At 72.8% G+C, this 7,695-nt stretch carries 6 protein-coding genes and 1 pseudogene; 5 read left to right on the plus strand and 2 right to left on the minus strand.

Annotation, left to right across the window (positions count from 1 at the left end; genetic code table 11):
* Positions 1-234: 234 nt before the first annotated feature.
* Positions 235-996, minus strand: a complete 762-nt coding sequence (locus tag AC6EXY_RS26365; RefSeq protein WP_101829851.1) for an IclR family transcriptional regulator — start codon at positions 994-996, stop codon at positions 235-237.
* A gap of 74 nt (positions 997-1,070) precedes the next feature.
* Between AC6EXY_RS26365 and leuC the strand changes: the two genes are divergently transcribed.
* From leuC to AC6EXY_RS26380, 3 genes are all read left to right on the plus strand, one after another.
* Complete coding sequence (leuC, locus tag AC6EXY_RS26370; protein WP_101829852.1) at positions 1,071-2,468, plus strand: 3-isopropylmalate dehydratase large subunit; 1,398 nt, start codon at positions 1,071-1,073, stop codon at positions 2,466-2,468.
* A gap of 27 nt (positions 2,469-2,495) precedes the next feature.
* On the plus strand, positions 2,496-3,083 hold the full coding sequence (gene leuD / locus AC6EXY_RS26375; protein ID WP_101829853.1) for a 3-isopropylmalate dehydratase small subunit: 588 nt from the start codon (positions 2,496-2,498) through the stop codon (positions 3,081-3,083).
* A 443-nt stretch (positions 3,084-3,526) separates the two neighbouring features.
* A complete protein-coding gene (locus tag AC6EXY_RS26380; RefSeq protein ID WP_101829854.1) occupies positions 3,527-3,811 on the plus strand; it encodes an HU family DNA-binding protein in 285 nt (94 codons plus the stop codon).
* Between the two features lie 22 nt (positions 3,812-3,833).
* Here AC6EXY_RS26380 and AC6EXY_RS26385 read toward each other — a convergent pair whose 3' ends face one another.
* Positions 3,834-6,011 carry an RNA degradosome polyphosphate kinase gene (locus AC6EXY_RS26385; protein WP_101829855.1) on the minus strand — a complete coding sequence of 726 codons (2,178 nt, stop codon included), beginning with the start codon at positions 6,009-6,011 and terminating at the stop codon, positions 3,834-3,836.
* A 280-nt stretch (positions 6,012-6,291) separates the two neighbouring features.
* Between AC6EXY_RS26385 and AC6EXY_RS26390 the strand changes: the two genes are divergently transcribed.
* Both AC6EXY_RS26390 and AC6EXY_RS26395 read left to right on the plus strand, forming a co-directional pair.
* Positions 6,292-7,215, plus strand: a complete 924-nt coding sequence (locus tag AC6EXY_RS26390; RefSeq protein ID WP_499842423.1) for a transglutaminase family protein — start codon at positions 6,292-6,294, stop codon at positions 7,213-7,215.
* A 144-nt stretch (positions 7,216-7,359) separates the two neighbouring features.
* Positions 7,360-7,695 (plus strand): annotated as a pseudogene (locus tag AC6EXY_RS26395) (hypothetical protein); the annotation flags it as partial.

Consider the following 7,695-nt stretch of genomic DNA (forward strand, 5'->3'; position numbering starts at 1 on the left):
CGATCATCCGAGACGGACGACTCGAACAGGCTACGACGTCGACGCGTCCACGCGGGCGGCGGGGGACGAAACCCCACGGGGCGGTTCGGTGTCCGCCCAACGGGCGTAGTCCTTGTGCCCATTGACCGTGGGGCCCGAATGGGGCATCCGAAATGTCGAAGAACCTGGGGTATCACCGCGAAGGGCCTATCCGGGGTCACTCTTGCGGAGCGGCGGATTCGCGGACGCTGACCGTCATCCGCCGATCTCCAGTGGCCCGGGGTTGACACGTGCGTTGGAAACACGTGCGTTGGAAAGCGGCGGAGCGCTCAGCTGGGTCGCCGCGGCGAGGACCGCCGCGCCGTGGCGCTGGCCCGGTGAGCGGGTCAGCCGCTCCAGCGGCCCGGACAGGGACACCGCCGCGATCACCGCGCCGGCCTCGCCGCGCACCGGTGCCGACACCGACGCGAGGCCCGTCTCCCGCTCGCCGACGCTCTCCGCCCATCCCCGCGCGCGCACCAGGTCGAGCGTCGCGGCATCGAACGGAGCCGCGGCGAGCAGGTCTGGTTCCGGCCCCGGCGCGAACGCGAGCAGCACCTGCGCTCCGGAACCGGCCGTCATTGGCAGCACCGCGCCGACCGGGACCGTGTCGCGCAGCCCGCTCGCCCGCTCGGACGCGGCGACACACAGGCGCAGCGCGCCGCGCCGGACGTAGAGCTGGGTGCTCTCGCCGGTCCGGTCGCGCAGGGCGGTGAGCACCCGGTCGGCCCGGTCGGCGAGCTCCCACGGCAGCGGAGCTCCGACGCCGGCGGCCAGGCGCGGGCCGGCGACGAAGCGGCCGGCGTCGTCCCGCCCGACGAGGCGGTGCACCTCGAGGGCGCTGGCCAGGCGGTGCGCGGTCGCCCGGGTCAGGCCGGTGCGGGTGACCAGCTCGGCCAGCGACGCCGGGCCCCGCTCCACGGCCGCGAGGACGAGGGCGGCCTTGTCAAGGACGCCGACTCCGCTAAGCTGTTCCATAAGTTGATACTGACATCCCACCAACTGAGATGACAAGCATCCGGGCTGGCGGGGAGGAGAGGAGTGGGGCAGCCATGGGGCGCACACTCGCGGAGAAGGTCTGGGACGCCCATGTGGTGCGCCGCGCCGACGGCGAGCCGGACCTGCTGTACATCGACCTGCACCTCGTGCACGAGGTCACCTCGCCGCAGGCGTTCGAGGCGCTGCGCCTCGCCGGGCGGCCGGTGCGCCGGCCGGATCTGACCCTGGCCACCGAGGACCACAACGTGCCCACCACCGACACGCTGGCGCCCATCGCCGATCCGGTCTCGGCGGCGCAGGTGGAGGCGCTGCGCAAGAACTGCGCCGAGTTCGGGGTGCGGCTGTACCCGATGAACGACCCGGGGCAGGGCATCGTCCACGTCGTGGGGCCGCAGCTCGGGCTCTCCCAGCCCGGGATGACGATCGTCTGCGGCGACAGCCACACCTCCACCCACGGCGCCTTCGGGGCGCTCGCGTTCGGCATCGGCACCAGCCAGGTCGAGCACGTGCTGGCGACCCAGACGCTGCCGCAGCGCCGGCCGAAGACGATGGCGATCACCGTCGAGGGCGAGCTGCCGCCGGGCGTCACGGCGAAGGACCTGATCCTGGCGATCATCGCGCGGATCGGCACCGGCGGCGGCGCCGGGCACGTCATCGAGTACCGCGGCGCGGCGATCCGGGGCCTGTCCATGGAGGGCCGGATGACCGTGTGCAACATGTCGATCGAGGCCGGCGCGCGGGCCGGGATGATCGCCCCGGACGACACGACGTTCGAGTACCTCGCCGGGCGCGACCGGGTGGCCAGCGGGCCGGCCTGGGACGAGGCGGTGGCCTACTGGCGCACGCTCGCCTCCGACCCCGACGCCGAGTTCGACCGTGAGGTCGTGATCGACGCGGCGAGCCTGACCCCGTACGTCACCTGGGGAACCAACCCGGGACAGGCCGCGCCGCTCGGGTCGCGGGTGCCCGCCCCGGCCGACTACGACGACCCGGCGGCGCGCGCCTCGGCGCAGCGCGCGCTGGCCTACATGGGCCTGACGGCCGGCACCCCGCTGGCCGAGGTCGCGGTGGACACCGTGTTCATCGGGTCCTGCACCAACGGCCGGCTCTCCGACCTGCGCGCCGCGGCCGACGTGCTGCGTGGCCGGCAGGTCGCGGGCGGGGTGCGCGTCCTGGTGGTGCCCGGGTCGATGCAGGTCAAGGCGCAGGCTGAGGCCGAGGGGCTGGACCAGGTGTTCGAGGCGGCCGGGGCGCAGTGGCGCAGCGCCGGCTGCTCGATGTGCCTCGGGATGAACCCCGACACCCTGCGTCCCGGCGAGCGCAGCGCGTCGACGTCCAACCGGAACTTCGAGGGCCGCCAGGGCCCGGGCGGGCGCACCCACCTCGTCTCGCCGGCGGTCGCCGCCGCCACCGCCGTCACCGGCCGGCTCACCGCGCCGGCGGACCTCTAGCAGCCTCGTCAGAAGGGAGCCTTCGCGATGGAGGCGTTCACGATCCACACCGGTCGGGCCGTGCCGCTGCGCCGCAGCGACGTGGACACCGACCAGATCATCCCGAGCGAGTGGCTCAAGCGCATCGAGCGGACCGGCTTCGGCGCCGGCCTGTTCGCCGAGTGGCGGGCCGACCCCGGTTTCGTGCTCAACGACCCGACCCACGCCGGCGCGTCGATCCTGCTCGCCGGGCCCGACTTCGGTACTGGCTCGTCGCGGGAGCACGCCGTCTGGGCACTGCAGGACTATGGCTTCCGTGCGGTGATCTCGTCGCGGTTCGCGGACATCTTCCGCGGCAACGCGCTCGGCAACGGGCTGCTGCCCGTCACGCTGCCGGCCGAGACGGTCGAGGCGCTGCAGGCGGCCGTCGAGGCGGACCCCACCGTGGAGATCACGGTGGATCTCGACGCGCGCCAGGTGCGCGGGGCGGGCGTCGAGGCGTCGTTCGAGCTCGACGACTTCACCCGCTGGCGGCTCATGGAAGGCCTCGACGACGTCGGCCTGACCCTGCGGCACGAGGAGCGGATCACCGTCTTCGAGGGGACGCGGCCGGCCTGGCTGCCCACCTCGGTCTGACACCACCGCGTATCCCCTGTAGGAATGTCAGCCCTGATGTGACGCAATTCACATCGGGGCTGACGTGCGTCTCTGTCCGGGTCGCGGCGTGACCATGGGCGTCCCGGAGGCCTGGTTCGGCCACTGCGCGCGGCGTTTGGTCGGCTACGGAGCAGAGTTGTGTCTGTCGCGATGGAGGCGGCCGGCTATCAAACCGTGACATTGCGCCCAAAAATTCGGATATCTCCAGCTACTCATCGTGACGAATCTGCCGGACGGTTCGCGGGGGCCGCACAGCACGCATCCCGCCGCCCACTGGCGCGAACCCGCTGACGTGCGGGTTTGTGTGACGCGACACGGTCGCGGGAATTGCCCTCGACAGTGGAGATGCCTACGGTGCAGCGCAGTGTGATGCCCGATCTGCTCCCCACCCCGCGCACCGCGGGGGGCGTCCGGAGGTTGTCGTGAACAAGTCCCAGTTGGTTGACCGCATCGCCCAGCAGATCGAGGGCGGACGGTCGAATGCCACCAAAGCGGTCGACGCCGTGTTCGACGCTATTCAGGAGGCCGTCGCGAGCGGCGAGAAGGTGACGATCACCGGTTTCGGCGTGTTCGAGCGGGTGGAGCGCGCCGCGCGGACCGGGCGCAACCCGGCAACCGGCGAGCCGGTGCACGTCGCCGCCTCCGTCGTGCCGAAGTTCCGGCCCGGCTCGGAGTTCAAGTCGAGTGTGTCGTCGAGCAGCGACTGATCCGCGGTGCGGGCGCCGGACCTCACCGGTGCCCGCGCCGCACTGCCTCGGCCATGAGGTCGTGCTGGTAGTCCGACAGGCGAACGTCCTGCGCCCCGGTGGTGCGCCGCTCCCAGTGGCCGTTCGAGCGCAGCTCCCACGCCGAGACCTGGTCGGAGAAGGCGTGGTCCAGCATCCGGCGCAGGGTGGCCCGGTCGTTCGGGTGCCCCACCCGGACGAGGGCCTCGATCCGGCGGTCGAGGTTGCGGTGCATCATGTCGGCGCTGCCGATCCAGAACTCGTCCGTGGAGGCGAACTCGAGCACCCGGCTGTGCTCGAGGAACCGGCCGAGGATCGACCGGACGTGCACCGTCTCGGACAGCCCGGGCACCTCCGGACGCAGCGCGCAGATGCCGCGCACCAGGCAGTGCACCGGCACCCCGGCCTGGGAGGCGCGGTAGAGCGCGTCGATGACCTGCTCGTCGACCAGGCTGTTCGCCTTGAGCCGGATACCGCAGGGGCGGCCCTCCGCCGCGGCCCGCGCCTCGGCGGCGATGCGCTGCAGGATCCCGTCCCGCATGTGCTGGGGGGCGACGAGCAGCGAGCGGTACTCCGTCTGCCGGCTGTACCCGGTGAGCACGTTGAACAGGTCCGTCAGATCCGCGCCGACCTCCGGGTCGGCGGTCAGCACGCCGATGTCCTCGTAGAGCCGGGCCGTCTTGGGGTTGTAGTTGCCGGTGCCGACGTGGCAGTACCGGCGCAGGCCGCCGCGCTCCTGGCGCACCACCAGGCAGGTCTTGCAGTGCGTCTTGAGCCCGATCAGGCCGTAGACGACGTGGCAGCCGGCCCGCTCCAGCTCGCGCGCCCAGCGGATGTTCGCGCTCTCGTCGAACCGCGCCTTGATCTCGACGAGCACGACCACCTGCTTGCCGGCCTCGGCCGCGGCGACGAGCGCGTCCACGATCGGGGAGTCGCCGGAGGTGCGGTAGAGGGTCTGCTTGATGGCGAGCACCTGCGGGTCGGCGGCCGCCTGCTCGATGAAGCGCTGCACCGAGGTCGTGAACGAGTCGTACGGATGGCGGACGAGCACGTCCCCCTCCCGCAACACGCCGAAGAAGTCCGGCGTCTCGCCCTCCTCGGTCGTCAGGCGCGGATGGGTGACGGGGACCCGGGGCGGATCCTTGAGCTCCGGGCGGTCGAGGTCGTAGAGCCCCCACAGTGCGGACAGGTCCAGCATCCCGGCGACCCGGTGCACCTCGCGCTCGGTCACCTCGAGCTCGCGCATGAGCAGGGTGAGCAGGTCGTCGTCGATGTCGTCGTCCACCTCGAGGCGGACGGCCGGGCCGAAGCGTCGCCGCGCCAGCTCCCGCTCCAGCGCCTGCAGCAGGTCCTCGGCCTCGTCCTCCTCGACCTCCAGGTCGGCGTTGCGGGTGACCCGGAACAGGTGCGAGTTGATCACCTCCATGCCCGGGAAGAGCTGGTCGAGGTGTGCGGCGATGACCTCCTCGAGCGGCACGAAGCAGGCGCCGCCCGACTCCTCTGCGTCGGTCTCCAGGGGGACCCGGACCAGCCGCGGCACGTTCTGCGGGACCTTCACCCGGGCGAAGTGGTCGACCTCGCCGCCCGGCTCGCGCACCTGCACCGCGAGGTTGAGCGACAGCCCGCTGATGTAGGGGAACGGGTGCGCCGGGTCGACGGCGAGCGGGGTGAGGACCGGGAAGATCTGCTCGTGGAAGTAGTCGCGCAGCCGCTCCCGCTGGGCGTCGCCGAGCTGCGACCAGAACCGGATGCTGATGCCGGCGTGAGCCAGTGAGGGCACCACCTCGGCGGTGAAGCAGCGGGAGTGCCGCTCGCTGAGGTCGGCCGTGGTCCGGCTGATCAGGGCGAGCTGCTCGCGCGCGCTCAGGCCGTCCGCCGAGCGCACGGCGAGCCCGGTGGCCTCGCGGCGCATCAGGCCGGCCACCCGGACCATGTAGAACTCGTCGAGGTTGCTGGCGAAGATGGCGAGGAACTTCGCCCGCTCCAGCAGGGGGGTGGAGACATCCTCGGCGAGCGCGAGCACGCGGGCGTTGAAGTCGAGCCAGGAGGCCTCGCGGTTGATGAACCGGTCGGCCGGCAGATCCGACGGCGCTGGCGTCCGCGGCGCCTCCAGCGGTTCGAGCAGGCCGCTGCGGGGCTTGCGCTGCGGCTGTTCGGGTCGGGTCGCCACCAGCTCGCTCATGCACTAGATGGTGCCAGTCCCAGGCCGACCCGGCATGGCTGCGTCCTGTCTGGACATTCCCGCCGCCGGGGACGGTGACGGTGCCGGCCGGCGCTTGCTGTGACGACAGGATTGCCGCCCGCGGACGGCGGCGGGGGTGGGGGCCTGGGTGTTAACGGTGGGGAAACAGACGGCGGCGACGATCGGCATCGTGACGGAAACATCGCCCGCCGGATCGCCGCCCGCGCCGGCCGCGAGCGCGGTGGCCGTCGCGTCGACCCACGCCCGACATGTGTCCGAAATCACAGACGTGGGCGACGGTGTTCCTGATCTGCTCACGCTCCCGGCGGGGGCCCGGGTGTCGTACCGGATCACCCAGCGGTTCCGCTACGTCTACGACGGCCCGGCGAGCGATCTGGTGCACCGGCTCGTCGTGGTGCCGCCGCGCCGCCACGGCGACCAGACGGTCCGCGCCGACCGGCTGACCGTCTCGGCGCCCGGCGCGCGCGTCGGCTGGGGTCGCGGCGCCGACGGCACCCGGGTCGCGACGGTGCGCCTCGCGGAGGTGCCCAGCCAGCTCGACCTCGACGTCGACGTCCGTCTCGACCGAGTCCGCGGGGGTGCCCGGCCCTGGCTGCGGGCCACCGCGCTGACCGGGCGGCGGCTGCTGGCCCCCACCGTGCTGACCGCCCCGGACGCGGCGCTGAGCGCCGCCGCCCGGGCGCTCGCCACCGGCGATCCGATGCTCACGGCCCGCCGCTTCTGCGGCTGGGTGCACAGCCACGTCCGCTACGAGCCCGGCAGCACGGACGTCACGACCACCGCGGCCCAGGTGCTCGCCGGCGGCGCGGGGGTGTGCCAGGACCAGGCGCACGTGATGCTGGCGCTGTGCCGGGCGGCCGGGATGCCCGCCCGCTACGTGTCGGGGCACCTGGTCGGCGACGGGCCGTCCCACGCCTGGGTTGAGGTGATCATGCTCGCGGGTGCCGGCGACCGGGAGCCCGGCGTCGTCGCGGTCGCCTTCGACCCGTGTCACGACCGGCTCGCCGACCTGCGCTACGTCACGGTCGCGGTCGGGCGGGACTACGCGGACGTCGCGCCCACCTCGGGCGTGTACCGCGGGCTGGGACGAGGCACCCTGCACGCCGAGCAGCGGGTGGCGGTGGTCGGCGTGGACGCACTAGGAGACCGCGCGGCACGCGAGGCATCTGCCCACTCTTTGTGATAGAGCGATCACGCGCTACGTTGACGACGGCGGCGACGTCCGCTGTTGACAATTTCGGGTTATATGTTCGGCCGTTTCCATCGCAATGTGAGGGTCCCTCTGTCCCGGGCGGCCGACGCACGGGGGAGGAGGGCGGGGCGGGTGATGCCTGTCGACGCCGCCGCCGTCGTCGCCGGTCTGGCCGCGGCGCTGAGCTGTGCGAGGGCCGGGCGTCGTCTCGGCCGGGCGCGAGGCCGATGGCTCGGCTGGCTGGCGCTGGCGCTGTCGTCCTGGACGCTGGGGCAGACGGCCTGGGTGCTGCACCGCTGGGATGGGGCCGAGGCCGGCCGCCGGGTGATCTCCGAGGTACCCGTGGTCGCTGCCGCCCCGGAAGCCCAGGAACGCCGCGCCGGGCAGCTGCCGGGTCAGCGCCGCGCGCGACGGACCGTCGCCGACCACGACGAGCCGGGTGCCGGGCAGGTCGGCGATCCCGCCGAGCAG

Source organism: Frankia sp. RB5, from assembly GCF_059816245.1.

Bases quoted from the DNA above. Each gene is read 5' to 3' on its own strand.
- AC6EXY_RS26365 (WP_101829851.1), bottom strand. From the start codon at position 996: ATGGAACAGCTTAGCGGAGTCGGCGTCCTTGACAAGGCCGCCCTCGTC.
- leuC (WP_101829852.1), top strand. From the start codon at position 1,071: ATGGGGCGCACACTCGCGGAGAAGGTCTGGGACGCCCATGTGGTGCGC.
- leuD (WP_101829853.1), top strand. From the start codon at position 2,496: ATGGAGGCGTTCACGATCCACACCGGTCGGGCCGTGCCGCTGCGCCGC.
- AC6EXY_RS26385 (WP_101829855.1), bottom strand. From the start codon at position 6,011: ATGAGCGAGCTGGTGGCGACCCGACCCGAACAGCCGCAGCGCAAGCCC.